Genomic DNA, 25405 nt, shown 5'->3' with positions numbered 1-25405 from the left:
GGAGACCTCATGCGTTTCGCCAATCTCTGTCATGGGGCATTGCTGGTGGCCCTGTCGGTATCTGTCATCGCTGGCCCGGTGCAGGCCCAGCAGGATGGGGGGGCCGAAGAGAAGACGTTCGATGAAATCAGTTGCCTGGTGGAGCCAGGTCGCGAGGCGACCCTGTCGAGTCACACGCCGGGAGTCATCGACGAGATTCTGGTGGAGCCCGGTGAGCGTGTGGAAGCCGGCGACCGCCTGTTCGCTCTGAAGCGTGACGTGGAGCGTGCCAATCTCGAACTGGAGCGTGCACGGGTCGATTACGCGTCGCGCCAGTTGCAGCGCAATCAACGCTTGATCGAGCGAGGCATGCTCAGCGACAGCGAACGCGACGAGATCGATACCGAGTTGAGGCTTGCCCGGCTTCAGGCGAACCTAGGGGAGGCGCGCCTCGATGACATGGTGGCCGAGGCGCCTTTCAGCGGGATGGTCGCCCGCCAGCAGGCCGAGGAGGGCGAATACATCGATGCGACCCCGGTGCTGGATATCGTCCAGTTGGACCCTTTGCGGGTCGAGGCCATTCTTCGGCTGGAAGCCTACGGGCATATCGCCGTTGGCGATGAGCTCGAAGTCGCCTTGCTGGAACCGGTCAATGAAACCGTGGTTGCCGAGGTGGATAACGTCGATGGGGTGATCGACCCGACCAGCGGTACCTTTGCGGTCGAGTTGGTCTTCGCCAATCCGCGCGGTGAGTGGCCGGCGGGTATCAACTGTCGGTTGCCCTGATCGCGGTGCCGGAACTCATGCACTCGGCGATATGTTCTGGGTGCCCAGCCAATCGTCAAGCGCTTGAGTCGACATTGCCAAGCCGTAATGCTCACCCTGGACACGGGGCAACGACAGGGCTTCGATGGCCAGGGCGTCCTCCAGGGTATCGACGTGCGTCACCCCTGGCTCGATCGCCAGGGCCTCGAGCAGGCGGCATAGCGCTGCGGCCAGTGAGCGTTGCGATTCTCTGGCCAGGCTGGCCCGGAAACGTGCCCGATGCAGTGGCAAGCGCGCCAGGCGGGCCAGATCGAAGGCGCCATCCCCGAGATCGTCCACGGTCAGTCGTACACCGAGCGTGACCAGTCGCTTGAGCAGATGAGCGGCATCTTCCAGCTTCAGTCCCAGGCATTGGCTGGGAATCGCCAGCGTCAGCCACGTCAAGGGGTCGGGATGGTGTTGACGAAGGAAGCGGTCCAGAGGACGACCGTCGAAGGTGTTGTGCGCCAGGTGGCTTTCCGACAGCGGCAGGGTGATGGTCAGCATTCCGAGCGGAGAAGCATCGGCTTGCCAGCGGTGATGGTCGTCGATCGTCTTCAGCAGCGCCCAGCGATCGAGCCGCACGCCGAGGCCTAGCCGGTTGGCGGCGTCGCGAAAGGTCTCCGGTGAGCGCCAGCCATGATGCGGCTGGTGCCAATAAAGCCTCGCCTCCAGGCCGATGCAGGCTCCGCTGCGCGGGTCGAACTCGGGCTGATAGTGCACCGCAAAATGCTTCTCGGGAGCGTGCGCTGCCTCACTGAGCTGACACTCCAGGCGGAATTTTTCCTTGAGCTGGGCAGTCAGCCGATGATCCACGAAGGCCAGGCGTCCGGGGCCCTTCTGGCGGGCGGTGAGCATGGCGCCTTGGGCACCGTTGATCAGACCTTCTTCGTCTTCGGCATCGAACGGAAAGAGGGCGATGCCGATGGAAACGGTCAGCAGCAGCTGGCCGTTTTCCACGGCGAATGGTGGTTCGAGCGCTTCCTGAAGGCGTTCGGCGACGATCTGCGCCGCTTCGGCAGAGCCGTCGAGGATCATCACGAACTCGTCACCCCCCAGACGGGCCAGCGTGTCTCGGTTGCGCAGTGCGCCCTGCATGCGTCGGGCCAGGTCTCCCAGCAGTCGATCTCCCTCGATGTGACCCACGGCATCGTTCACGGCCTTGAAGCGATCGACATCGATGAACAGCAGTGCCAGGCCATGGTCGGTACGTTCGGCGTGAGCCAGGGCGTGGCTAAGCCGGTCGCGTAGCAGCAGCCAGTTGGGCAAGCCCGTCGTGGGGTCGACGTGCACCCAGTGGTGAGTGCTTGGCCTGTCGCTGTGGCTGGTGATCAGGTTGACGAAAGTGCGCAGGAAGTGCGTTGCCTGGTCGTGGGTGGAAGGCAGAGCGTCCACCGTCATGAGGACCGGGTGCGATTCGCCATCGGCATGCCGGCACAGCACTTCCTGCTGCCAGGCGTGGGGCATGGCGTCGTCCAGACTCATGGGCATCGGCGTGCGCAACGAGGCGAAGAAGTGTTCGATGGGCCAGCCGGTGGCTTCCCGGCGTTCGCAGCCAGCGATTCGACAGAACGCTTCGTTGGCCAGCACGATGTGGCCTGTGGCATCGGTGATCACCATGCCGTTGTGGCTCTGGTCGAACGCATGCTGAATCAGTCGGGCGGGGTGCCCGGATAGCGAACGAATGCGTTCTTGGGGGTGGTGATGGCTCATCGTGGGGCATCGCTTCACAGTAGTCGGGTCGCGTGGCCATCGGCCAGGCAACGATTGAATAGACTATCGTCCGCTGCGAACTCGACTTGAGGGGGCGAGTCTCGAAAGTGGTGTAATGAATGCTTGATTCAAGTTGTCTGGCAACTTGCCGATACCGAAGACTTGGATCTCCGTGTGAGTCGCAAGTTTCGCCCCTCATCGCGATGTCCGTGTGGATGTCGCCCGGTAAAGAGGACTGGGTTTGCCAGCGCCGATTCGTTTCATCACGTTGAGCCGCGCGTTCTGCTCGTTGCAGGGGCGCTTGCTGCTCGGGCTGGCGGCTACCTGGCTGGTGATCGTCGGGTTGCTGCTGGCGCTGGCCTGGCTGTTCGGCAAGGATCTCGTCAACGAGACGAACCTCTCCCACCTGCGCTACGAGGCGCGACTGGTGGCCGAAGGGTTGAACGATGAGGTGACTCAGCGCCAGGATGCGCTGATCCGACTCGCCGAGCAGTTGAACGAAGCGCCAGCGGAGGAGCTGGGCGAAAGGCTTCGGGATGGCCAGGCGCTGTTGGCCTGGTTCGAAGGCATCATGGTGACCGACCGCCAGGGTACGGTGATCGCCGACTGGCCGGTCGTCGAGGGGCGCGTCGGCCTCGAAACCCGGAATACCGAATACTTTCCCATGGTGCGCCACACCCGATTTCCCTATGTCAGCGAACCTTTCGTGGGCCGGGCCAGCGGTGAATCGATGGTGCTGATGCTGGTGCCGCGTCTGGATGAACACGGCGAGTTCTTGGGTATGGTCGGAGGCATGGTCAATCTCGAGCGCAGCAGGCTGTTTCGTGGGCTCGAGTCCATTCGGCTAGGTGAAGGCGGCAATGTAGGGGTCTTCACGGCCTCGGGCGAACGGTTGTTTCCCGCTTCTGTCGGTGACTCGGCGGAGGATGCGACCGAGTGGCGGGCGTCGCCTCAGCTGTCGATGGCACTCGATGGCTGGCAGGGGGAGGTCGTCGTTGAAGGCTCGGGGAGAGCATCGGCCCTGGTGGCGTTCCGCCAGATCTGGCCGGCAAACTGGGTGGTGGGGGTCACCCTGCCGGACTCTCAGGTCTATGCGCCGCTGGGCGATTTCCTGCGCAAGCTGTGGTGGGTTTGGCTGGGCGTGGCGTTGCTGCTGCTGGTCAGCATTGGCTGGCTGGTGAGGCGATTGCTGACCCCGCTGCATCATCTGGAAGCGCAGATCGCTCAAGTCGGGTCCGGTCAGCGTCGCTACCTCGAGCTGGCCACGCAGATGGACGAACTGCGCCAGGTCGCCGATACCTTCAACCGTCTCGAGGGCGAACGCCTCGCGGCTCTGACCGATCTACGCGATCGCGAAGCCTTTCTCGATGCCGTGCTGGCATCCACGCCGGTGGGCATGTTCGTCGCCGACCTCGATGGTCGCCTGACCTACATGAATCCCGCGCTGCGCGAACTGCTGGGGTTGAGCGAGACCCCGCTTGCCAGCGACTGGTGGCAACGCATTCACCCCGATGATCGCGTCGGCACCCAGGATTTGTGGCGGCATACCCTGCACACCGGCAGCGACTTCATGCGTCAGTTGCGCTACCTCGATGATCGCGAAGGCACTCTGTGGCTCGAAGTGCATGCCTCCCAGGTACGTGGCAATGGCCAGCCCCTGGGGTTCGTCGGCATGGCCAAGGACATTACCGAGCGACGCCAGCAGGAGGCGTTGCAGCGTTGGGAGGCCGAGCACGATCCACTGACCGGGCTGCTCAATCGGCGCGGTTTCGAGCGGCGTTTGGAAGAAGCCCTGGCGGAATGCACCAAGACCGGCACCCCTTCGGTGTTGATCCTGTTCGACCTCGATCATTTCAAGCCGATCAACGATGAAGGCGGCCATGCCCTGGGCGACGAGATGCTGCGCCGGGTTGCCCAGGTGGTGGCCTGGGAGGTTCGGCGCAGCGATCATGTGGCTCGCCAGGGCGGCGATGAGTTCGCCGTGCTGTTGCCGAGCTGTACGCTGAAGCAGGCAGTGCGTATCGCAGCGTCACTGCGCCAGGCAGTCTCGGAGGTAGAGGTGAAACAAGGAGCCAGAACGTATCGCGTCACCCTCAGCGCGGGGCTTGCTGCCCTGCACGAGCAGGATGCCACTATCGAGGCGGTCCTGGCGCGTGCCGATGACGCCGGTTATCGGGCCAAGGCGAAGGGACGCAACGCCGTAGTGGTCAGCGCAACGGGGGGGAGTTCCCCGGGTGACATGCAAGAGGACGTAGATGCGCTGTTTCGCTGAGTGCTGGGTGAGCGCAGTCAGCAGCTTTCGGGCAAGGCCTTGCAGTCCGTTCGATGCGATCGCGCGTAGCGAGGAATGCGGATTTCGCAGTAGTCCGGCGTCAGGCTCGGTCGTCTGCTAGACCGAAGTGTTGAGACGTCCCGATTGAGCGCCGACCTGGCCGCTGGCGCCGTACAGCGTCTTTTCAGCGGCATCGTGGATGAAGTCGAGCAGCCGCTGGTTCTGGCTCATGCGCAACTGTATTAGCTGGCCGTTCGTGCCGTTCAGGCGTTCGGCCTCGCGGGTACGTTCCAGCGTTTGTTCCCAGGCGGCCAGACAGCCGGCATCCTGTGTTGCATCGCGAGCGCCGACGGAGCCGGCAGCGTAGCCCAGCCGCTTCTGTATGCGCTGGCGCAGCGTTTCGGTGGCCTCGAGCGCTTCCAGGCGTTCCCGCTTCTGCTGGGCGATATCGGCAAGTGTCTGGCCGTCGATCTCGGCGTCGGCCAGCAGGAGTCGCTCCCGCTCGAGCAGTTCGATCAGGGCGTCCAGGCGGTGTCGCTGCTCCTGTAGTAGCTTGGCCAGGCTGGTGCTCATTCGTTGCCTTCGTTGCCGGTCGTCTGTTGCAGAGTCTCGATCAGCGCGTCGGCGATGCGGTCGGCGCGAATTTCCAGGCGGCCCTCGCGGATGGCCTCACGGATCTCATCGACGCGAGCGGCATCGATATCGTGCGAGGTGTCCGTTGCTGCCTGGCGCAAGTGCGTCTGTGCGGCCGGGCCGGCATCGCTGTGGCTGGTGCGTTCGGCGCCCCTGGCTGGCTGCGACTCTTCTCGTGGCGCCGTCGACGCTGGGCGAGCCAAGGGATTCTGACTGTTGATCTTCACGGTATGGGCCTCGTGACCGGTGCTTTTCCCTGCTATCGGCCTTGGCGATCGAAACTTTAGGGCAACCCGAGCGATTTGTCGCCCAAGCAGCCCATCAGGCTCCCAGCGTAGTCCCTATCGTCTCTAGAAGTCCACGCTCAGCGTGGCTTCGCCGCTCACGACGGCGGTGAGCGTCTCCCGCGAGCCGAAACGCACGCGGACCTCGTCTCCCATCGCGCCGGGCTCGAGGGCGCGGCCTTCGCGCGATACCCGAAAGGCGTTGCCGCGGGCTACGACGGTGACGCGCTGGTTGCGCTCGACCAGAGGGCGTTCGCGTACCTGATGCTCTTGCAGTGCCTCACCGGCACGCAATGGCCGTGTCGTCATCTTGCCGACCAGTTCCTCGGAATCGAGGATGGTGCGGCGTGGTAGCTCGGCCAGATTGCCACGGCGGGCCTCGAGGTGTTCGGTGGCTAACGTGGTTCCCACATCGATATCGGATGCCAGCACCGGGTAGGAGCCGATGACGCCGATTTCCGCCTGCAAGTAGCGAACCTGGCGTCCGTCCTCACCGCAGCGAACGCCCACCGAGACGCGACCCATCATCTTCTCTCCGCTGCGCGGCAGAAAAGGTTCCGGTGCTTCGCAGGCCGGCAGCCGGGCGGAAGGCGGGTACACCTCCACCACGATCTCATCGCCCAGCGTTTTCGCCTCGTCGTAGAGAAAGCCCTGCACGGCCTCGATCAACCGACCATCCGCTGAGGCCAGCAGAGGGGTGGGCAACAGCCAAAGGCTCAGAGCAAGACCGAGAAGGTGACGTTGGTGCGCGAAACGCGACATGGCGAAGCCCGAAACGGTGTCATGGATACCTGAAGCGCATTCTAGCCCGCGCCCGAAAGGCAAATCAGCGGAAATGCCCGTGGAATCGTCGTCTGTTCATGCCATTGATGTGACGTCAGCCTGGCTATTCTGCACCCTCAGAAAGTTGCGTATTCGTTCTCGACCGATGCGAACACAGGGAGCGCCGGCATGATCGACCAGCTCGAAGCCGCCTTTAACTATCATCAGCAAGCCCTGGGCTTGCGCCAGGAGCGCCACAAGGTGTTGGCCAGCAACATCGCCAATGCCGATACGCCGAACTACAAGGCGCGCGACATGGACTTCGCCGGCGAGCTCAAGAAGGCGGTGGCGCAGGGCGAGCGCAATGCCGGCGGCCTTTCGTTGGCGCGCACTTCGCCACGCCACCTCGAAGGGCAGGGCATGCCGCCGGGTAATCGCGACTTGCTCTATCGGGTACCCGACCAACCGAGCCTGGATGGCAATACCGTCGACATGGATCGCGAACGCACCGCCTTCGCCGACAACGCCGTTCGCTATCAGGCGGCGCTGACCCTCATGAACCGCCGCATCCAGGGGTTGAAGGGTGCCATGCAGCCCGAGTGATCGGTTGCTGACCACGCAGTGAGCATGAAGAGAGAGTCGCCATGACGATGTTTTCCGCTTTCGATATCTCCGGCTCGGCGATGAGTGCCCAGTCGCAGCGCATGAACGTGACCGCCAGCAACCTCGCCAATGCCGACAGCGTTGCCGGCCCCGATGGCGAGGCGTATCGCGCCAAGCAGGTGCTCTTCGAGTCGCGCATGCAGGGTCGCCAGGGCATCGGCGGCGTAGGGGTTCGCGAGGTGGTCGAAGACCCCTCGCCCATGCGCCAGGAGTATCGCCCAGAACACCCGCTGGCGAACGACGAGGGCTACGTGACCATGCCCAACGTCGAGCCCGTTCACGAGATGGTCAACATGATCTCGGCGTCGCGCTCCTACCAGGCCAACGTCGAAGTCATGAACACCAGCAAGCAGATGATGATGAAGACACTCACGCTCGGGGAGGGCTGATCGCCATGTCCACGACCATCGATTCCGGCGTGCTCAATGCCTTGAACGCAGGCGGTAGCTCGGGTTCGGACAGCAGTAGCGGCCTGGGCGCCAGCGGGTCGGGCGATCTGCGCGACAATTTCATGACGCTGTTGATCACTCAGCTGCAGAACCAGGATCCTCTCAACCCCCTCGAGAACAACGAGATGACCTCGCAGCTGGCGCAGATCAATACCGTCAGCGGCATCGAGGATCTCAACGAGACGCTGGCGGGCATCACTAGCCAGCTGGATGAGAACCGCGCGCTTCAGGCTTCCGGCCTGATCGGCCAGGGCGTGATGGTGCCCGGCGATCGCGTACTGCTCGAGAAGGGTGACGACGGCTCCCTGCACACCACGCCCTTCGGCATAGAGCTGGGCCAGAATGCCGAGAACGTGCGCGTGACCATCACCGGCAGCGATGGCCAGGTGGTCAACCGCTATGACATCGGCTCGGTCAGCGCCGGCGTCGAATCCTTCTCCTGGGACGGCAAGACCAGCGAAGGTGCCGACGCCGCCTCCGGTGCCTACACCGTCAAGGTCGAGGCGACCCGCGGCGACGACACCCTCGATTCCGAAACCCTCAACTACGCCGTCGTCGGTGGCGTCACGCCGACCGACGACGATGGCGGTGTGCGGCTCGACCTGGGCGCCGTCTATGGCCAGGTGAGCCTCGACCAAGTCAAGCAGATTCTTTGATACGCACCCCATACCAATAGAACCGCGCAAGCGGCACCCGTCAGCCGGTAGGCAGAGGAACGAAAAATGAGCTTTTCCCAAGCATTGAGCGGTCTGAATGCCCAGAAAGACAAGCTGGGAGCGATCGGCAACAACATCTCCAATTCGCAGACGGTGGGCTTCAAGGGCTCCAACGTGCAGTTCGCCGACGTGTTCGCCAACTCGCGGATCGGCCTGGGTACCCAGGTTTCCTCGGTACTGCAGAACTTCAACGAAGGCAACGTGGAGTCCACCAACCGCAACCTCGACCTGGCCATTTCCGGGCAGGGCTTCTTCCGCTTCCAGGGTGAAGGCGGCGAAGTGCTCTATTCACGCAACGGCCAGCTCTCCATGACCGCCGAAGGCGATCTGATCAACGCCCAGGGCGCTCAGATCATGGGTTACGGGCTCAATGCGGCCGGCGAAGTGCAGGCCGGTGGCCAGCCCGAGCCGCTCAACGTCTCGGCGGAAGAGCTGGCGGCCAGCGCCACGACCGATGCGTCGATGACTCTCAATCTGGATTCCCGCGAGCAGCCTGGTGAAGGCCTCAGCGAATCCCAAGTATTTACGGATGCTTCGGATCCAGAGAATACCCAACAGCCGATTGATTACCACTACTCCAACAATTTCACCGTTTACGACTCCCTGGGTAATCCACGCAACATAACCGTCTACTATGAAAAGGTCGGTGCCAATACCTGGAACGGTAGTGTTGCCATGGATGGTTACTATAATAGCGCGAACGACTTCAGCGTTGAGTTTGACACCAATGGTTCCATCGAGCAGGTCTATAGCGCTCATGGTGCTACTGCAGGCGATGAAATTGCCACCGAAGACTTGGCAATGACCTTCGCCAGTAGTGGTACGACACCGCTCAATGGTGAACCTGCCCAGCTGGATTTCGGCCTCAATCTCGCCGGTTCTTCCCAGTTCGGTAACACTTCCAATACCGGTGATCTGAGCCAAAACGGCTACACCTCCGGCACCATGGTGGGCATCTCCATCGAGGACGATGGCACCATCATGCGCAACTACTCCAACGAGGAGTCGCGCCCGGCCGGGCAGATCGCGCTGGTCAACTTCCGCAACGAGGAGGGCCTGGTGCCGGCCGGCGACAATGCCTGGACGGCTAGCGCCGAGTCCGGCCCCGAGCTGGTCGGCGAGCCGGGGACCGGGGTATTCGGCAACGTGGTGTCCGGTGCGGTCGAGACGTCCAACGTGGACATGGCCCGCGAGCTGGTCGACATGATCGTGGCCCAGCGCGCCTACCAGGCCAACTCCCAGACCATCAAGACCCAGGACGAGCTCCTGCAGACCGCCATCAACCTGCGTTAAGCCCACGCTGAGACGGAGCCCGAGCCATGGATCGCATTCTCTATACTGCCATGAGCGGTGCCAAGCAGAGCATGGACCAGCAGGCGGTGGTCAGCCACAACCTCTCCAACGTCTCCACGGCGGGGTTTCGCGCGCAACTGCATGCCATGCGCGCGGTGCCCGTACAGGGCGAGGCGGCGCACGCCACCCGAACGTCGGTGGTGGCCAGCACGCCGGGTACCGACTATTCCCAGGGCCCCATCACGCGCACCGGCCGTGACCTCGACGTGGCCCCGGAAGGCAATGGCTGGTTGTCGGTACAGGCCGATGATGGCACCGAGGCCTACACGCGGCGTGGCGATTTGCAAGTCGATGGCGATGGCGTGGTGACGATCAACGGTCGTCCGGTGATCGGGGCGAATGGACCGATCATCGTGCCGCTGGGTTCCAGCGTGTCGGTGGGTGCCGACGGTACCCTGAGCGCCATCGGCGCTGGCGAAGACCCCGATGCCTTGGTCGACGTGGGCCGGCTCAAGCTCGTCACGCCCGAAGAGGGGTTGGTGCGCGGTGACGATGGCCTGTTCCGGGCGCCACCCAACGCACAAGGCGATGCTGCCCCGCTTCCGGCTGACGAGGAGGCCCGCGTGGCCAGCGGCTCGCTGGAAGGCAGCAACGTCAGCGCCGTGGAGGCCATGGTCTCCATGCTGGACGTCGCCCGCCGCTACGAGATGCAGATGAAAGTGGTCAGCACCGCCGACGAGAACGCCCAGCGCGCCAACGGGCTGCTGTCAGTACAGGGCTGATCGGCCCACGCACGAGGAACCGAATACATGATCAAGTCACTCTGGACTGCCAAGACCGGCCTGGAATCCCAGCAGGTCAAGCTCGATGTCATCTCCAACAACCTGGCCAACGTTAGCACCAACGGCTTCAAGCGTTCGCGTGCCGTTTTCGAGGATCTGCTCTATCAGAACCTGCGTCAGCCGGGTGCCCAGAACGACGTGCAGAACCGCCTGCCTTCCGGCATGCAGGTCGGGACCGGCGTGCGCCCGGTGGCCACCGAGCGTCTGCACACCCAGGGCGGGCTGGAGAACACCGGCAATTCTCGCGACCTGGCCATCAACGGCAATGGCTTCTTCCAGGTGCTGATGCCGGACGGCTCCACCGCCTACACTCGCGATGGCAGCTTCCAGCTCAACGAGAACGGCCAGATGGTCAACGCCAACGGCTATCCGCTGGAGCCGGCCATCATCATTCCCGAAAATGCCCTTTCCATTTCGGTGGGCGAAGATGGCGTGGTGTCCGTCCGCCAGCCGGGCGATAACCAGAGCCAGGAAGTCGGGCAGATCACCGTTTCCACCTTCGTCAACCCGACCGGGCTCGAGAGCATCGGCGGCAACCTCTACGTCGAGACGACATCCTCGGGGCCGCGCAACGAGACCATGCCGGGCATGAATGGCGCGGGGCGGCTGTCTCAACGTTACGTGGAAACCTCCAACGTCAACGTGGTGGAGGAGATGGTCAGCATGATCCAGACCCAGCGTGCCTACGAAATCAACAGCAAGGCGGTGCAGACCAGCGATGAGATGCTGGCCCGCCTGGCACAGCTGTAAGGCCCTAGCCTGGAGAATTGCGTGAAATCTCAGTGGTTCCCTGCGTTGAGGCGCCCGATCATCGCTGGCTTGGCACTTGGCGTGCTCGTCATGGCCGGCTGCGCGCAGATTCCGCGCGCTTCCATCGTCGGCGAGCAGGAGAAGCTGGCCATGAACGAGCCGCCGCCCCGCAAGGCCAACGGGTCGATCTACCAGCCCCAGCGCGGCTATCAGCCGCTGTTCGAGGATCGGCGACCGCGGCAGATCGGTGACATCCTCACCATCGTGCTCGACGAAGAGGTCAGCGCCAGCAAAAACTCGCGCTCGAACGCGGATCGCGATGGCTCTTCCTCTCTGGAATTCGAGCAGTTGCCCGATGCTCTCGATACGCTGGCCGAATACGGCTTCGACATATCGGGAGAGAGCGACTTCAGCGGTGGCGGCGGCTCTCAGGCCAACAACACCTTCACGGGCACGATCACCGTGTCGGTCCTCGAGGTGATGCACAACGGCAATCTGCGCGTGCGGGGCGAGAAGCAGATCGCCATCAATCAGGGGGTCGAGTTCATTCGCTTCTCGGGTGTGGTCAATCCGCGCTCCATCACCGGGCAGAATACGGTGCCCTCCACCAGCGTGGCCGATGCGCGCATCGAGTACGTGGGCGACGGCTACATCAGTGAAGCCCAGCATATGGGCTGGCTGCAGCGTTTCTTCCTCAACGTGTCACCGTTCTGATGGTTTCAGGCTACCGAGGCAACCCCATGACGACTTCCTTCACTCTTGCTGGATGCCCCGAGCGGCTGCGTCGCTGGCTGATGAGGTTCGCCGTGCTGCTGCTGGTCGGCTCGGTAGCCTTGCCGGCCAGTGCCGAGCGCATTCGCGAACTGGCCAGCTTCGCTGGCGTGCGCGACAACGTTCTGGTCGGCTATGGCCTGGTGGTCGGTCTCGACGGCAGTGGCGACCAGACCATGCAGGCGCCCTTCACCGGGCAGAGTCTGACCAACATGCTCTCCCAACTGGGCATTACCGTGCCGGAAGGCACCAACATGCAACTGCGCAACGTGGCAGCTGTGATGGTGACCGCGGATCTGCCGCCCTTTGCGCAGCCGGGCCAGCGACTCGATGTGAACGTGTCGTCGGTCGGCAATGCGCGCAGCTTGCGTGGCGGGACGCTGTTGATGACGCCGCTCAAGGGGGCGGACGGCGATACCTACGCCATTGCCCAGGGTAATCTGTTGGTGGCCGGTGCCGGTGCCGAAGCGGCGGGCAGCAGCGTGCAAGTCAATCAGCAGGCCGGTGGCCGTATCGCGGGCGGCGCCATGGTCGAGCAGGAGGTCCCGGTGAACCTGGGAGGCGAGAACGGCCTCATCGAGCTTCAGCTCGACGAGGCCGATTTCGGAACCGCGCAGCGCGTGGTCAGCGCCATCAACCAGGAATTTGGACGTCCCGTGGCAGCAGCCCGCAACGGCGGGGTCATTGCGCTGGATGGCCCGCTGAATGCCAACTCACGCGTCAATTTCATGGCCCGGGTCGAGCAGATCGACGTGACGCCGACGGATGCGCCCGCCAAGGTGGTATTCAATTCACGGACGGGGTCGGTAGTTCTGAACAGCCGTGTCACGCTGCGTCGCGCGGCGGTCGCCCACGGCAACCTTTCCATCATCATCGACACCCAGTACGGGGTCAGTCAGCCGGCGCCGTTGGGTGAGGGCGAAACCGTGGTCGTTCCGGATGCCGATATCGAGATCCAGGAGCAGGACGCCTATCTTCGCGTCGTGGAAGGTGCGGAACTCACCGAGGTCGTCAATGCGCTCAATGCGCTGGGGGCCACGCCGCAGGATCTGATGGCCATTCTCGAGGCGCTCAAGGCGTCGGGTTCCCTGCGGGCCGAGCTGGAGATCATCTGATGAGCATTCAGAACACCAGCGGCCAGTTCGCCCTCGACATGCAGGGGCTGCAGCGGCTCAAGCACACGGCGAAGCAGGATGCCGGAGCCGGACTGCAGGAGGCCGCCAAGCAGTTCGAGGCGATGTTCCTGCAGATGATGGTCAAGAGCATGCGTGATGCGGTGCCCTCTTCGGATCTGACGTCCAGCAAGCAGACCGAGTTCTATCAGTCGATGCTCGATCAGCAGTGGGCGCAGACGATGTCGGAGCGTGGCGTGGGGCTGGCCGATCACCTGGTCGAACAGCTTCAGTCGCGTGGGCTGGTGCCTCCCTCTCATGCCGAGGGCGATCGGGCCGACATCGACGCGCTCGTTGCCGGCATACCTCGCGGCACGCCACGGGTGCTGGAAAACGCCATTCAGCCCGATTCGTCGACGCCGGAAGCCAAGGGTGATGCCAGCTCGTCGGCTGTCGACGATTCGCCATCGCACTTTCTCGATGCCCTGGATGCCCAGCGTGGCGGATTCATGAATGCGATTCAGACCGAGTCGACCGTAGCGGCATCGGCACCGTCGGCCACTTCCGCCTCGACGGCTGAGCCGGACGATCACCGGCGGCGTTTCACCGAGCGACTCGTCGAACCGGCTCAGGTGGCCAGCCGGCGTACCGGCGTACCGGCCGAGCTGATTCTCGCCCAGGCAGCTCTCGAAACCGGCTGGGGACGCCATGAGATCCCCACTGCCAGCGGTGGCAACAGCCACAATCTGTTCGGTATCAAGGCAGGGTCGAGCTGGAACGGTCAGACCACCGAGATCACCACCCATGAGTATGTCGACGGTCGGCGCACCCGGGTGACTGACGCTTTCCGGGTCTACGATTCCTTCGAAGAGGCCTTCACCGACTATGCGGGGCTGATCGGTGACAATCCGCGCTATGCGTCCGTGACCCAGGCCGGCAGCCCGGAGCAGGCGGCGCGTGCGCTGCAGTCCAGCGGTTATGCCACGGACCCGGCCTACGCCGACAAGCTGGTCGCCATCATGGGGCAACTGCGTGATGCGGCGGGCACCGCTCTGGCCGACGCCGGTACCGGCAACGGCAACGATCTGAGCCTGGCCCAGTCGCTGTATCGCGGTACGCCGTGATAGCCCTTCACGGAGTGCTTTTCAGGATGAATTTTCAGTGGCGGGCCTAAAGTTGCCGCTATCGCCGCCGATACCAGGGACATTGGCAAAGGAATCGAGACCATGAGCATGTTCTCCATCGGCCTGAGCGGCCTAAACGCCGCTCAGAACGCCCTGAAGACGACCAGCAACAACATCAGCAACGTCAATACTCCCGGTTACAATCGCGAGCTGACGATTCTCGAACAGGGAAGTGGCGACGGTGGCGTCAACGTCAGCGACATTCAGCGCCAGTTCAATCAGTACGTGGCCTCGCAGCTCAATGCTGCTACCAGTCAGTCCAGCGCGCTCGAGACCTACGAGAATCAGGTCAGCCAGATCGACAATCTGCTGGCCGACCGGGACGCCGGCCTGGCCCCCTTGATGCAGGACTTCTTCTCGGCCCTCGAGGATCTGGCCAGCGCGCCTTCCGATCCCGCCTCGCGGCAGGGCGTGCTCGGCAGTGCCGATACGCTGAGCGCTCAGTTCCGTTCCTTCGACGGCTACCTGCAGGACATGCAGGAAGGCATCAATGGTCAGATCGCGGACGAAGTCACTCAGATCAACAACACCACCGAGCAGATCGCCGGACTCAATCGTGAGATCGCCCTGGCTCGGGCGCGTCAGGGCGAGGCGCCGAACAGTCTGCTGAATCAGCGGGACCAGCTGGTCAACGAACTCAGCGAGCGCATGGACGTGCGGCTCAACATCCAGGATGGCAAGAGCTACAATATCAGCTTGCCCAACGGTCAGCCGCTGGTCTCCGGTACCGACAGCAAGCCGCTGGAAACCCTGGAGTCTCCGAGTGACCCGCAGCGCACCATCCTGGGATATCGCGATTCCGGCGGCACGTTGCAGCCCCTGTCAGAGGGAACCGTCTCCGGCGGCAGCCTCGGCGGCCTGATGACCTTCCGTAGCGAAACCCTGGACAAGACCCAGAACCAGATCGGGCAGATGGCCGTCTCCATGGCCGTTGGCTTCAACGAGCAGCATCGCCTGGGTCAGGATCTCGACGGCGATCAGGGTGAAGACTTCTTCGCCATCGGCCAGCCCCGCGCCTATACCGACGAAAGAAACACGGGCACCGCCGAAGTGACCGCGACCGCTTTCGATGCGCAGAACATCGATGAGCTGCGTGCCAGCGACTACGAGATTCGCGTGACAGGGGACGGCCCCACCGATGCCACCGGCTTCACGGTCATCCGCAAGGACAACGGCGAAGCGCTGAATCTCGATCCAGAGGCTTTCGACGCGGCCAGCAACACGCTGAGCTTCGGCGGCATGACGCTGACCTTCAACGACAGCATGGCGCTGGAGGAGGGCAACCGTTTCGAGGTGCAGCCCGTGCGTCAGGCCGCGGCGGACATGGAGACGCGAATCGCCGATCTCGACAAGATCGCGGCGGGTAGCCTGGTGGCAACCGATGGCGACATGGCCGTATCGGGTACGCGTGCACTGGACGGGGCCTTCTCCAGCCAAACGGCATACGAGCTCGAGCTGGAAGGTGACGGCACGCTTTCGGTGGATCCCAATGAGCCGGTACTGCGCAATGGCGAAGCGTTCGATCCTGCGACGGACACCTTGAATGCCGGTGATACCGTGACCTTGGATGGCATCGAGTTCGTCGTCTCCGAACTGCCCGCAGCTGGGGAAACCTCCACGCTCGACATTCAGCGTGCGGCGGCCGGATCCGGCGACAACACCAATGCCCTGGCGATGCAGGATCTGCAGGATGAGGCGCTCGTCGCCGGCAACGCTTCGCTGAGTCAGGCATACGCTGGCATGGTCAGCGACGTGGGCAACCGTACCAACATCGTTCAGGTCAATCTCGATGCTCGGCAGGGGCTGACCGACCAGCTGCGCGCGGTGCAGCAGTCGGAGTCCGGCGTCAACCTCGACGAGGAGGCGGCCAACCTGATTCGCTACCAGCAGTTCTATCAAGCCAATGCCCGCGTCATCGATACCGCCTCCACGGTGTTCGATACCATCCTCGGTCTGCGCAACTGAGTCTGAAAGGGAGTCATCACCATGCGAGTCAGCAGCGTCACCATGTACGAGCAGAGCGTTGCGTCCATGAATCGCCAGCAGAGCGACTTCCTCAAGGTCGGTCAGCAGATCGCCAGCGGTCGTCGGGTGGTCAACCCCTCCGACGACCCTCAGGATGCATCGCGGGCGGTGGGGGTGTCGCAGGCCATGTCGATCACCGAGCAGTTCGCCGATTCCCGGGTATCGGCGCGCAATTCGCTGGCTCAGGGCGAAAGCGTGCTCAATAGCGTCAGCGATGCCATCACCAGCGCCAAGTCGCTGCTGGTTCAGGCGTCCAGCGATACGCTCAGCGATGCCGACCGCGAGTCAGTGGCGTCCGAGCTGCGGGGAATCTACGAAACCGTGATCGGCCAGGCCAATGCCACCGACGGCAACGGTCGCTATCTGTTCGGCGGCTATCAGGACAGCAGCCCCCCCTTCGTTCAGGATGACGCTGCTGGCGGTATCGTCTACACCGGGGACAGCAACGATCGCGAGCAGCGCATCGATGCGTCTCGAAAGATGCCCGTCTCCAACAATGGCGACACGATATTTCGCAGCGTGCCCAGCGGTGCCACCCATGTTGCCGAAGCCGATGGTGGCAATACGGGTAATGTGACCTTCAGCAAGCTGCAGGTCGTCGATGCCGACGAGCTGGTGGCGGGGGAGGCCTACACCATCAGCTTCAACGATAGCACCGACCCGGCGACCTATACCGTGCAGGACAGCAGCGGCACGCCTCTGACGAATCATGACGGGGAAGACTATACGCCGGGAATGGCGATCAGCTTCGATGGGCTGCGCGTCAACCTGGACGGCGAGCCGGGTAACGGGGACGAGATTCGCGTGGGTGCCGCCGACCAGATGAACACTAATCTGTTCCGAACCTTCGAGCGTGCACTGTCGGTACTGGAAAGCCCGGCCACTACCGATGCGGAGGTCGCCGAACTGAAGAATAGCCTGAGCACGTCGATGCGCGAGCTCGATAACAGCCTCGACAACGTGCTGACGGTGCGCGCTTCCATGGGTGCGCGACTGAACGAGCTGGATGTGGTCGATTCGGTCGGTAGCAATCGTACGCTCAACTACGAGCAGACGCTTTCCGATCTCGTGGATCTCGACTATGGCGAAGCCGTCTCCGAGTACAGCTTGCGCCAGGTCGGCCTGCAGGCTGCCCAGAAGGCCTTCGTGGACATCAAGGGCATGTCGCTGTTCGACTACCTGTAACTTCCTTCCCTACGCTTCCCTGCCGGTCATGGCCTTGTGCCATGGCCCTTGTCCCGCCCCGGTTTGCCAGGGCGGTTTTTTCGTTTCTCGATCAGGTGACGGGAGGCAGTGGAGCCAGACTCTCGATCATCTGGTGAAGGAAGGCCAAACCGGTACTGAAAAGGCGTTCCAGGAAACTGGCGAGGTTGGTCATCAGCACCATCATCAGTACCAGACCGGCCAGCAGCGTCATGGGGAAGCCGATCGTGAATATCGTGAGCTGCGGCGCGGAGCGGTTGAGAATGCCCAGGGCCAGCTTGATGATCAGCAGCGACCCCATGAGGGGGAGTGCCATCGACATGCCGGTGACGAAGATGGTGCCGCCGTAACGTACCAGCAGCTCAAAGGCGGCAGGGTCGAAACGGCCGACGCCGATCGGCAACCCCTCGAAGCTGGCAACCAGGGTCTCGAGCACCATCAGGTGGCCGTTCATGGCCAGGAACATCAACAGCGTGATCATGTAGAAAATGCGTGACAGTACCGCAGAATTGGTGCCGCTGCCGGAGTCGAAGAAGGTCGCGAAGGCCAGGCCCATCTGCATGCCGATGAACTCGCCAGCGGCCTGCACGACAGCGAAGGTGACGCGCATGACCAGCCCCATGGCGATACCGATGATCAACTGCTCGATCATCAGTCCGAAGCTGGCCCAGGAAACCATCGGGACATCGGGCATGGGAGGAAGAACGGGAGCGATCACCACGGTGATCATGAAGGCCAGGCCCAGCTTCACCTGGCGAGGTACGCTGGAGTGGCCCCACAGTGGAGAGGCGCCAAAGAAGGCGAGAATTCGCACGAAAGGCCAGAAGAAGGCAACGAGCCAGCCCTGAAGCTGGGCGAAGGTCACCTCTACCATGGGCGAATCACTGCAGCATGCTGGGGATGTTGGTGAAAAGCTCCCGCGTGAAGTCGGTGATGATCTGCAGCAGCCACGGACCGGTGAGCACCAGGACCACGAACACCGCCAGGATCTTGGGAATGAAGGAGAGCGTCATCTCGTTGATCTGGGTGGCAGCCTGGAACAGGCTGACGATCAAACCCGTCAGCAGAGCCGTGAGCAGCAGCGGCCCACCGAGGAAGAGTGCCGTGCGCATGCCCTTGTAGGCAATTCCCATGACCATTTCGGGGGTCATCGGCTTGACTCCTTTCCGCCGGTCCGACGGAGGGGGGTGAACGTCGTCATAGGTAGAAACTCTCAGCCAATGAGCCCACGATCAGCTGCCAGCCGTCCACGAGCACGAACAGCATCAGCTTGAAGGGCAGCGAGATGGTCACCGGCGGTACCATCATCATCCCCAGCGCCATCAAGGTACTGGCCACGACCAGATCGATGATCAGGAAAGGAATGAAGATGGTGAAGCCGATCTGGAAGGCGGTTTTCAACTCGCTGGTGACGAAGGCCGGTACCAGAATGTGAAAGGGCACGTCTTCCGGTCCTTGCAGGGTGCCCACTTCGCCGAGACGGGCAAACAGGGCGATATCGGGCTCTCGGGTCTGGGCGAGCATGAATTCCCGTACCGGTATCTGAGCGCGAGCCAGGAACTGTTCGAAGTTGATCTCTTCGTTGGAGAGTGGCACCCAGGCCGTTTCATAGACGTTACCGATCACTGGCGACATGATGAACAGGGTGAGAAACAGCGCCAGGCCCAACAGCACCTGATTGGGGGGTGTCGCCTGAGTGCCCATGGCGGTGCGCAGCAGGCTGAAGACGATGATGATACGCGTGAAGCTGGTCATCATCAGCACGACCGCCGGCAGAAAGGCCAGCGAGCTGAGCAGCAGCAGTGTTTGCAGAGAGAGCGACCACTGCTGGCCACCATCTTCCAGCGGTTGGCTGACGATGCCCGGGATCTCCTGAGCCAGGGCGGCGTTGCCAACGGCGAGCGACAGCAGGGCGCCAAGCGCCACGATTGCCAGGGCGCGCATCACGACTCCCTCCGGCCACTGCCCCCTAGGCCGGTATTGTGACGCAGTGCGCGGGCAAAACGGGTGGCGAAGCGCGAATCGTCGGTGTCAGAGGCGGCTGGCTTGGTAGTGCCCGAAGCCGGCACCGGCATTTCGTGCAGCTTGGTGACCTGACCGCCGCCCACGCCGAGTACCAGCCAGGTGTCCTCGATTTCGACGATCACCAGCCGTTCTCGTCCACCCAGGGTGGTGCTGGCCACCACGCGTAGATGACGGCCGATGCCCCGGGAGTGACCGCCCCAGCGGCGCAGCAGAGCCGTGCATACCAGTATGATGGCGATGACCAGCGCCAGGGCAGCCGCGGTCTTGCCCAGGGTGGCCATGCCGACCAGGCTGTCGCCGCTGGAGGCCAGGGCGTCGAGGCCGCTTGCCGACGCCTCGGTTGCCGGGGTATCGCTCATCGATTGAGTTTCTGAACGCGTTCGGAAGGCGTGATGATTTCGGTGATGCGGATGCCGTACTTGTCATCGACCACCACCACCTCACCCTGGGCGATCAGATAGCCGTTGATGAGGATGTCCATGGGCTCCCCGGCCAAGCCGTCCAGCTCGACGACCGACCCCTGGGCCAGCTCCAGCAACTGCTTGATGGTCAGCTTGGTGCGGCCCAGCTCCACGGTGAGCTGAACCGGGATGTCCATGATCATTTCCAGGTCGCGGGGGGCCGTGCTGTCGGCGCCCTTGTCCAGGGGGCGGAACACCTGGTCGCCAGCGGACTGCGCGGGCGCCTTGGGCTGAGCCTCCTCGGCAGGGGTATCCTGGGCAGCGGCTTCCGCCGATTCCTGTTCGGCGAGGGCTTCTGCCCAGGGGTCTGCCTCATCTCCGCTGGCGGTGTCGCCGTCCGAGCCTTCGGCGGCGCGCTGTTCGGCCATGGCTTCCGCCCAGGGGTCGTCCTCGGCGGGCGTGTCAGCGTCTCCCTGCTCGGACATGGCGGCCGCCCAGTCATCGTCGGAGACGTTCTGATCGGGTTTCTTGGGATCAGTCATGCTTGGAGTCCTTGGCTTGCGGCGCAGTGCCCTTGATGAAGTCGTCGGGTGATGAGGCGTGCTGCGCTCCATGGTCGATGATGCGGAGGACGCGCAAGGCACGCTGCTCGTGTTGGCTGCCGTATTCGCATTCCATCACGGGCACGCCATCCACATTGGCCGTCACGGTTTCGGGAAGCTCGAAAGGCAGGACGTCGCCCACCTTGAGAGCCATCACGTGAGCGATGCGGCTGGAGATGGTGGCGAAATTGGCCACCAGCTCCACCTCCGAGTGGCGAAGCTCGCCTGCCATGCGCTGGGTCCAGGTGCCGTCCTGGTTCTGGCTGCCGTCGCTCAGCGGGTTGGCCAGCAGATCGCGCAGCGGTTCGATCATCGAGTAGGGGATGCAGATCTGGAAACTGCTGGTCAGATTGCCCACCTCGATGTTGAAGCTCGTGTTCACCACGATCTCGTTGGGCGAGTTGGTGATGTTGGCGAACTTCGACTGCATCTCGCTGCGCAGATAGCTGATCTCCAGCGGATAGACCGATTTCCACGACTCGGAGTAGGCGTCGATGGCCAGCGAAAGCAGCCGCTGGATGATGCGCTGTTCGGTATTGGTGAACTCGCGCCCCTCGGATTTGGTGAGGAACCGGCCGTCACCGCCGAACAGGTTGTCCACCACCATGAAGACCAGGTTGGGCGGAAACACGATCAGCGCCGAACCGCGCAGCGGTTTCATGGCGATGATGTTGATGTTGGTGGGTACCGGCACGTTGCGCGAAAAATCGCTGTAGCTCTGGTACCGCACGCTGTCCACGGTGATGTCGGCACTGCGCCGCAGCAGGTTGAACAGACCCATGCGGAAATGCCGTGCGAAACGCTCGTTGATGATGTCGAGTGCCTGCAGGCGCTCGCGAATGATTCGATGCTGGGTGGCCGGGTCGTAGGGGCGCACGCGCGAGTCACCGTCGCCGTGCGAGGTGGACTCCTCATCACCGCTCACGCCCTTGAGCAGCGCGTCGATCTCTTCCTGTGACAGCAGGTCGTCTTGGGACATGGTTGTCGGCCAGCGCTATTGGACGATGAACTCGGTGAACAGGACTTCCCGTATCTCCAGGGGAGGCTGCCGTTCGGTGAGGGGCTCGGAAAGCGTTGCGATGACTTCCTGGGAGAGCTGGCGCTTGCCTTCCGGCGAGGTCAGATCCTGGGCTTGCTTGCCCGAGAAGAGCGTCAGCAGTCGACTGCGCACCTGGGGCATGTGTTCCTCGAGGAGAGTGCGCGACTCCTCGTTGTCGACCTTCAGTGAAATGCCGGCATACAGCAGCCGCGAGCCGTAGCGGTCATCGGCGAGATTGACGGTGAAGGGGTCGATGGTCACGAAGATGGGCGACCGACGTTCGACCTGCTGCGACTGGAGGTTGTTGTCGTCTGCATTGCCTTCGTCGCTCATCACCATGTAGATGGCCACGCCTGCCGCCGTGCTGGAGAGCAGAACCAGCACCAGCAGTAGCCACAGAAGCTTGGAAGAGCCACCCTTCGAGTTTGCCATTGCCCTGCCTTTCGTGATCGATTGTCGTTAAAGAGTCGTTGTGCGAAAAATCGCCATTGTGTCCTGGCGATCATGATGGCGATGGCGAAAACACGCCACGCGAACGCCGCCATCTCGTGTTTTCATCGTCGCCAGCGATGATGGTGCGCCTCATGCATAGAGGTTCACACGGCCGTTCAGCGTCATCTCGGTGGCCACGCCGTCGGATGCCGGAATGCCTTCAGCCGCGGCGGAACCATCGGCAGCCGGCTCGACGCCAGCCTGGTTGCGTCCGCCTTCGTTGCCCGCAAAGGCTTGCCCCTCGTGCTGGCGCTGTTCGCCGACGGAGGTCTCGCTCAGGTCGATGCCCTGTTCGGCCAGTGCGTCGCGCAGTTGAGGCAGCGCCTGTTCGATGGCCTGGCGCACCTGGGCATGGGCCGAGAGGAACTGCGCCTGGGCGCCCTGCTCGGTCATCTTGAGCGTCACCGATAGCGGCCCGAGTTCAGCGGGGTGCAGTCGCATCTCGATCTGCTGCTCGCCAGCACCCTGGCGTGCGAACTGTACCAGCTGCTGGCCCAGTTGACCCGGCCAGGCAGGGCTCTGAACGGGAGCGCTCAAAGTGGCTTGGCCGGGCGTGCCGCCGGTAGCGCTGGGGTTGGCCGAAGCCATGCTCTGCGAAAAAGTCGCACTACCCTGGGTGGGGAGAGCACCGCCAGCCAATGCCGATGCCGCCTCGTTCGTCACGTTGCGTCCGCTTTCGCCGCCCAGCCCACGCGGCATGGCGTTCTGGCGCTCCGTCATCAGTGCCGCTTCGACGGCCTTGGCATCCAGTGACTGAGCGGCAGGACGTGAGGCGCCGTTATCGGCGGCCGGCACTTCCCGGCGCTGGCTTCCCAGCAGGGTCTCCAGCGAAGCGGCATCGGGTCGCTGCGAAGTCGGTGCCGTGGAGGCGGTACGACCCGCGGCGGTTCGCTCGCCGGCCGATGCCGTTCGAGCCTGACGGTTGTCATTGGCCACGGCGGCCAGGGCTTGCTGGAGTGCGGCCACGGTGGTTTCGTCAGCGGTTTGGGGCCCGGTTTCGTCGCGCTGGATGGCCGCTTCGATGGCCTTGGCCGTCGCCGGGTCGAGCGTTCCCTCGTCAACCAGGGCCGCCAGTGCTTCCTCCAGTTCGGAATCGGAGAGGGGGGCGGCTTCCACCAGTTCGTCCTGGGAGGTGGCGCTCCGGTCAGCCATGACCGCCTCGATGCGCTGCCGAATGGCTTCCAGATCCGCCTGGACTTCGGGTAGTTGCGCCTGGAGGGTTTCGGCCGCAGCGCTGGAGAGTCCATGTGCCGCCAGCGCTTCGGCCAGCGCATTGGCTTGCCCCGCCTTGCCCGGTTGGGGAGCGGCGGAAGCGTGTGCTTTGGCTTGCTTGGCCAGCGTGGCCAGGTCGGCTCCGGTTTGCTGTCCGGCACTGACCAGCTTGGCCAGGTCGTTGCCACCATGGCGACCGGCATTGGCCAGGTTCTGGGCAAACTGCCCGGTGTCGGTAGCCCCGCCCTGCATCTTGGGTGCGGACTTGCCCGCCTGGGCGGCCAGCATCATTCGAATGTCCATAGCCATCTCCCGATTCACCTCAGGTCTCGCGCGGGGCGTTGCGCTCGCGCAACAAGCGTCCCGATGCCAGTTCGTCGCTCAGGCGCTGTTCACGACGCGCTTCGCGTTTGTGTCGTTCGGCTTCGCGGCGTGACGACAGGGTATCGTAAGCCGAGAGTCGTTGCTGCTCCTCTTGCCATTCATGCTGGCGTCGGGCCACGCGCTGGCGCTGCTCGTGCAGGGCCTGGCGAGCGCGCTGCAGCGCAGCGTCGAGCGAAGCGAGGAACTGCTGGTAATTGTGCATGCTGGCCGGGTCGATGCCGTTGCGCATCGCCTGCTGCAGGCGTTCTGCGTATTCGTAGCGGTAGCGGGTCAGCGATTCGAGCTGGGCGTTGACCTGCTGTTCGCTCTGGCGCTCTCCCGCCAGTGCCTGACCCGCCTGGTCGCGGGCATTGCGCGCCAGCTCGCTGAGCATGTCGAGCTGTGAGGTGGCACTCATGGCTTGCCTCCCACGGTGTTTTCCAACTGCTCGCGTGCCGAATCGATCGAGGCGCTCTCCTGCATGCCCTGCTGGAGGAAACGCTCCAGCGAGGGATAGCGTTGCACGGCATCATCGAGCTGCGGGTCGTGGCCGGGCGTGTAGGCGCCCACGCTGATCAGGTCGCGATTGCGCTGGTAGCGTGAAAAGAGCTGCTTGAAGGATTGCGCCATGGCGAGCTGTTCGTCGTCGATGATGTGCGTCATGGCGCGGCTGATGGAAGCCTCGATGTCGATGGCCGGATAGTGGCCCGCTTCGGCGAGGGTGCGTGACAGCACGATGTGGCCGTCGAGAATCGCGCGAGCCGAATCGGCGATGGGGTCCTGCTGGTCGTCGCCTTCGGTGAGTACCGTATAGAAGGCGGTGATCGAGCCGCAGCCGCGTTCCGCGTTGCCGGCGCGTTCCACCAGGCCGGGAATCTTGGCGAACACCGAGGGCGGATAGCCCTTGGTGGCCGGCGGCTCGCCGATGGCGAGGGCGATCTCGCGCTGGGCCATGGCGTAGCGGGTCAGCGAGTCCATGATCAGCAGGACGTTCCGTCCCTGATCGCGGAACCCTTCGGCGAGTCGCGTGGCATAGGACGCGCCCTGCAGGCGCTGAAGCGGCGAGGTGTCGGCCGGTGCGGCGACGACCACGGCCCGCTGGCGGCCTTCCTCGCCCAGAATGTTGTCGATGAAATCCTGAACCTCGCGACCGCGCTCGCCGATCAGGCCCACCACGATGACGTCGGCGCGGGTATAGCGAGCCATCATGCCGAGCAATACCGACTTGCCCACGCCGGAGCCGGCGAACAGCCCCATGCGCTGGCCGCGGCCAATGGCCAGCAGGGCGTTGATGGCGCGTATGCCCACGTCGATCTGCTCTTCGATGGGGGCGCGCGACAGCGGATTGAGGGGCGGCGAGGTCAGCGGAGCGCGCGGGGCGGATTCCAGTGGCCCCAGGCCGTCGAGTGGCTGGCCGTTGCCGTCGACGATGCGCCCGAGCAATGTTTCCCCCAAAGGGAAACGGCGTGCCGCGTGGTCGGGACCGTCGCCGAGCGGAAAGACCCGGGCGCCGGGCATCAGGCCGGTGATCTCGGAAAGCGGCATCAGGAAGAGTTTTTCCCCGGCAAAGCCGACCACTTCCGCCTCCGCGAAGCGGGGCGGTTCGTTGCCGCCGGGGGAGGGCAGCTCGATGCGACAGGCGTTGCCCAGTGCCACGCGCAGCCCCACGGCCTCGATGACCATGCCGGTGGCGCGCAGCACGCGGCCGCTGGTGCGGTAGGCCGGCACGCTCTCGACCCGCTGGCGCACGTGAGCCAGCGTCTGTTGCCAGCGCGCCCGATGCGGATTGTGTGCCACGGCCTCGTGCATGGTGCTC

27 protein-coding genes are annotated in these 25405 nt (G+C 63.6%); 13 read left to right on the top strand and 14 right to left on the bottom strand.

What is annotated here, in order from left to right:
- Positions 1 to 9: 9 nt before the first annotated feature.
- Complete coding sequence (locus tag BLP96_RS06800; protein WP_089684424.1) at positions 10 to 765, top strand: efflux RND transporter periplasmic adaptor subunit; 756 nt, start codon at positions 10 to 12, stop codon at positions 763 to 765.
- A 15-nt stretch (positions 766 to 780) separates the two neighbouring features.
- Here BLP96_RS06800 and BLP96_RS06795 read toward each other — a convergent pair whose 3' ends face one another.
- Entirely contained in the window at positions 781 to 2496 is a 1716-nt protein-coding gene (locus tag BLP96_RS06795; RefSeq protein WP_089684422.1) for a GGDEF and EAL domain-containing protein, read from the bottom strand.
- Between the two features lie 241 nt (positions 2497 to 2737).
- Here BLP96_RS06795 and BLP96_RS06790 point away from each other — a divergent pair, with 241 nt between their 5' ends.
- The gene (locus tag BLP96_RS06790; protein ID WP_245682185.1) at positions 2738 to 4768 is read left to right on the top strand and encodes a diguanylate cyclase; all 2031 of its coding nucleotides are present in this window, start codon (positions 2738 to 2740) and stop codon (positions 4766 to 4768) included.
- 117 nt (positions 4769 to 4885) lie between these two features.
- Here BLP96_RS06790 and BLP96_RS06785 read toward each other — a convergent pair whose 3' ends face one another.
- From BLP96_RS06785 to flgA, 3 genes are all read right to left on the bottom strand, one after another.
- Positions 4886 to 5341, bottom strand: a complete 456-nt coding sequence (locus BLP96_RS06785) for a flagella synthesis protein FlgN (protein ID WP_089684420.1) — start codon at positions 5339 to 5341, stop codon at positions 4886 to 4888.
- Entirely contained in the window at positions 5338 to 5628 is a 291-nt protein-coding gene (gene flgM / locus BLP96_RS06780; RefSeq protein ID WP_089684418.1) for a flagellar biosynthesis anti-sigma factor FlgM, read from the bottom strand. Before flgM ends, BLP96_RS06785 begins: the two co-directional genes overlap by 4 nt.
- A gap of 123 nt (positions 5629 to 5751) precedes the next feature.
- The gene (gene flgA, locus BLP96_RS06775; RefSeq protein WP_245682184.1) at positions 5752 to 6390 is read right to left on the bottom strand and encodes a flagellar basal body P-ring formation chaperone FlgA; all 639 of its coding nucleotides are present in this window, start codon (positions 6388 to 6390) and stop codon (positions 5752 to 5754) included.
- Between the two features lie 246 nt (positions 6391 to 6636).
- On the opposite strand from flgA, the gene flgB reads away from it, so the two are divergent.
- The 11 genes from flgB (at position 6637) to flgL (ending at position 17437) form a co-directional block, all read left to right on the top strand.
- Positions 6637 to 7050: a flagellar basal body rod protein FlgB gene (gene flgB, locus BLP96_RS06770; protein ID WP_089684413.1), complete on the top strand. Its 414-nt coding sequence runs from the start codon at positions 6637 to 6639 to the stop codon at positions 7048 to 7050.
- Positions 7051 to 7091: 41 nt separating this feature from the next.
- Positions 7092 to 7499: a flagellar basal body rod protein FlgC gene (flgC, locus tag BLP96_RS06765; RefSeq protein ID WP_089684411.1), complete on the top strand. Its 408-nt coding sequence runs from the start codon at positions 7092 to 7094 to the stop codon at positions 7497 to 7499.
- 5 nt (positions 7500 to 7504) lie between these two features.
- Positions 7505 to 8215 carry a flagellar hook assembly protein FlgD gene (flgD, locus tag BLP96_RS06760; RefSeq protein ID WP_089684409.1) on the top strand — a complete coding sequence of 237 codons (711 nt, stop codon included), beginning with the start codon at positions 7505 to 7507 and terminating at the stop codon, positions 8213 to 8215.
- Positions 8216 to 8281: 66 nt separating this feature from the next.
- Entirely contained in the window at positions 8282 to 9568 is a 1287-nt protein-coding gene (flgE, locus tag BLP96_RS06755; protein ID WP_089684407.1) for a flagellar hook protein FlgE, read from the top strand.
- Positions 9569 to 9594: 26 nt separating this feature from the next.
- The gene (locus BLP96_RS06750; RefSeq protein WP_089684405.1) at positions 9595 to 10350 is read left to right on the top strand and encodes a flagellar basal body rod protein FlgF; all 756 of its coding nucleotides are present in this window, start codon (positions 9595 to 9597) and stop codon (positions 10348 to 10350) included.
- Between the two features lie 27 nt (positions 10351 to 10377).
- Positions 10378 to 11160: a flagellar basal-body rod protein FlgG gene (gene flgG / locus BLP96_RS06745; protein ID WP_089684403.1), complete on the top strand. Its 783-nt coding sequence runs from the start codon at positions 10378 to 10380 to the stop codon at positions 11158 to 11160.
- Between the two features lie 90 nt (positions 11161 to 11250).
- Complete coding sequence (locus tag BLP96_RS06740; RefSeq protein WP_089684692.1) at positions 11251 to 11874, top strand: flagellar basal body L-ring protein FlgH; 624 nt, start codon at positions 11251 to 11253, stop codon at positions 11872 to 11874.
- Positions 11875 to 11954: 80 nt separating this feature from the next.
- A complete protein-coding gene (locus BLP96_RS06735) occupies positions 11955 to 13046 on the top strand; it encodes a flagellar basal body P-ring protein FlgI (protein ID WP_281182598.1) in 1092 nt (363 codons plus the stop codon).
- Complete coding sequence (gene flgJ, locus BLP96_RS06730; protein ID WP_089684400.1) at positions 13046 to 14167, top strand: flagellar assembly peptidoglycan hydrolase FlgJ; 1122 nt, start codon at positions 13046 to 13048, stop codon at positions 14165 to 14167. The genes BLP96_RS06735 and flgJ overlap by 1 nt, the downstream gene beginning before the upstream one ends.
- 102 nt (positions 14168 to 14269) lie before the next feature.
- Positions 14270 to 16192 carry a flagellar hook-associated protein FlgK gene (gene flgK, locus BLP96_RS06725; RefSeq protein ID WP_089684398.1) on the top strand — a complete coding sequence of 641 codons (1923 nt, stop codon included), beginning with the start codon at positions 14270 to 14272 and terminating at the stop codon, positions 16190 to 16192.
- 21 nt (positions 16193 to 16213) lie between these two features.
- Entirely contained in the window at positions 16214 to 17437 is a 1224-nt protein-coding gene (flgL, locus tag BLP96_RS06720; protein ID WP_089684396.1) for a flagellar hook-associated protein FlgL, read from the top strand.
- Positions 17438 to 17528: 91 nt separating this feature from the next.
- Here the strand turns inward: flgL and fliR are convergent, their stop codons facing one another.
- From fliR to fliI, 10 genes are all read right to left on the bottom strand, one after another.
- Positions 17529 to 18329, bottom strand: coding sequence for a flagellar biosynthetic protein FliR (gene fliR, locus BLP96_RS06715; RefSeq protein ID WP_089684393.1), 801 nt, complete (start codon positions 18327 to 18329; stop codon positions 17529 to 17531).
- A 7-nt stretch (positions 18330 to 18336) separates the two neighbouring features.
- Positions 18337 to 18606 carry a flagellar biosynthesis protein FliQ gene (gene fliQ / locus BLP96_RS06710; RefSeq protein WP_089684391.1) on the bottom strand — a complete coding sequence of 90 codons (270 nt, stop codon included), beginning with the start codon at positions 18604 to 18606 and terminating at the stop codon, positions 18337 to 18339.
- A gap of 46 nt (positions 18607 to 18652) precedes the next feature.
- On the bottom strand, positions 18653 to 19399 hold the full coding sequence (fliP, locus tag BLP96_RS06705) for a flagellar type III secretion system pore protein FliP (RefSeq protein WP_089684389.1): 747 nt from the start codon (positions 19397 to 19399) through the stop codon (positions 18653 to 18655).
- Positions 19399 to 19839, bottom strand: a complete 441-nt coding sequence (gene fliO, locus BLP96_RS06700; protein WP_089684388.1) for a flagellar biosynthetic protein FliO — start codon at positions 19837 to 19839, stop codon at positions 19399 to 19401. The genes fliP and fliO overlap by 1 nt, the downstream gene beginning before the upstream one ends.
- Positions 19836 to 20423 carry a flagellar motor switch protein FliN gene (fliN, locus tag BLP96_RS06695; RefSeq protein ID WP_089684386.1) on the bottom strand — a complete coding sequence of 196 codons (588 nt, stop codon included), beginning with the start codon at positions 20421 to 20423 and terminating at the stop codon, positions 19836 to 19838. The genes fliO and fliN overlap by 4 nt, the downstream gene beginning before the upstream one ends.
- Positions 20416 to 21462: a flagellar motor switch protein FliM gene (gene fliM, locus BLP96_RS06690; RefSeq protein ID WP_089684385.1), complete on the bottom strand. Its 1047-nt coding sequence runs from the start codon at positions 21460 to 21462 to the stop codon at positions 20416 to 20418. Before fliM ends, fliN begins: the two co-directional genes overlap by 8 nt.
- A 15-nt stretch (positions 21463 to 21477) precedes the next feature.
- Positions 21478 to 21954: a flagellar basal body-associated protein FliL gene (gene fliL / locus BLP96_RS06685; RefSeq protein ID WP_089684383.1), complete on the bottom strand. Its 477-nt coding sequence runs from the start codon at positions 21952 to 21954 to the stop codon at positions 21478 to 21480.
- A gap of 150 nt (positions 21955 to 22104) precedes the next feature.
- On the bottom strand, positions 22105 to 23529 hold the full coding sequence (locus tag BLP96_RS06680; RefSeq protein WP_176761476.1) for a flagellar hook-length control protein FliK: 1425 nt from the start codon (positions 23527 to 23529) through the stop codon (positions 22105 to 22107).
- Between the two features lie 19 nt (positions 23530 to 23548).
- Positions 23549 to 24007, bottom strand: a complete 459-nt coding sequence (gene fliJ, locus BLP96_RS06675; RefSeq protein WP_089684381.1) for a flagellar export protein FliJ — start codon at positions 24005 to 24007, stop codon at positions 23549 to 23551.
- Positions 24004 to 25398, bottom strand: a complete 1395-nt coding sequence (gene fliI / locus BLP96_RS06670) for a flagellar protein export ATPase FliI (protein ID WP_176761475.1) — start codon at positions 25396 to 25398, stop codon at positions 24004 to 24006. The genes fliJ and fliI overlap by 4 nt, the downstream gene beginning before the upstream one ends.
- Between the last annotated feature and the right edge of the window lie 7 nt (positions 25399 to 25405).

Source organism: Billgrantia gudaonensis (assembly GCF_900100195.1).
GTDB lineage: Bacteria > Pseudomonadota > Gammaproteobacteria > Pseudomonadales > Halomonadaceae > Halomonas > Halomonas gudaonensis.
This window is presented reverse-complemented; position numbering and strand designations above follow the sequence as displayed.